The sequence below is a fragment of the Streptomyces sp. SID13031 genome (assembly GCF_010548305.1).
Classification (GTDB): domain Bacteria; phylum Actinomycetota; class Actinomycetes; order Propionibacteriales; family Kribbellaceae; genus Kribbella.
Genome location: NZ_JAAGLV010000078.1, coordinates 1 through 447, shown reverse-complemented (window position 1 = coordinate 447; position 447 = coordinate 1). Strand labels below are relative to the sequence as shown.

At 66.7% G+C, this 447-nt stretch carries 2 protein-coding genes; one reads left to right on the top strand and one right to left on the bottom strand.

From position 1 onward, the window contains the following. On the bottom strand, positions 1-199 hold a 199-nt coding region (locus G3I17_RS40240; RefSeq protein WP_203591364.1), incomplete at its 3' end, for a hypothetical protein. Between G3I17_RS40240 and G3I17_RS40235 the strand changes: the two genes are divergently transcribed. Further along, positions 191-447, top strand: a 257-nt coding sequence (locus tag G3I17_RS40235) for a hypothetical protein (protein ID WP_203591363.1), incomplete at its 3' end; no start/stop codon positions are given. The genes G3I17_RS40240 and G3I17_RS40235 overlap by 9 nt on opposite strands.

The following is a 447-nucleotide window of genomic DNA, read 5'->3' as shown; positions in this document are numbered from 1 at the left end:
GGGAGCGGAACGGATACGCCAGCCGGTCGGCGTGGTCCGCCGCACCGAGGTAATGGGCCAGGAGGTTTACATCCGCCTGCCGGACGTCCTCCGCCGAGTCGGTGTCACCGGAGCCGATCAGCGACCGGGCGTATCCACGCAGCAGGTCATGCATGGTGAACCGGTGCGGGGAGGGCTCCGACACGAGGTGATGAGCCATGAGTTCTTCCAGCACATGTTCGGCGGTGTCGGGGGAAAGGCCGGTCAGAGCCGCCACCGCGAAGGGCCCGAATTCCACTCCGCGGTGCAGGCCTATACGCCGGAAGACGAGTTGCTGACGGGTGTCGAGCGCCTGGTAGGACAGTTCGAAGACATGTGTCATCGTCCTTTCGCCGTCCCGCAGTTCGGCGAGGTGTCCGCCGTCACGGCCCAGCTGCCGCACGAGGTCGGACGTGGTCCAGGCCTGGT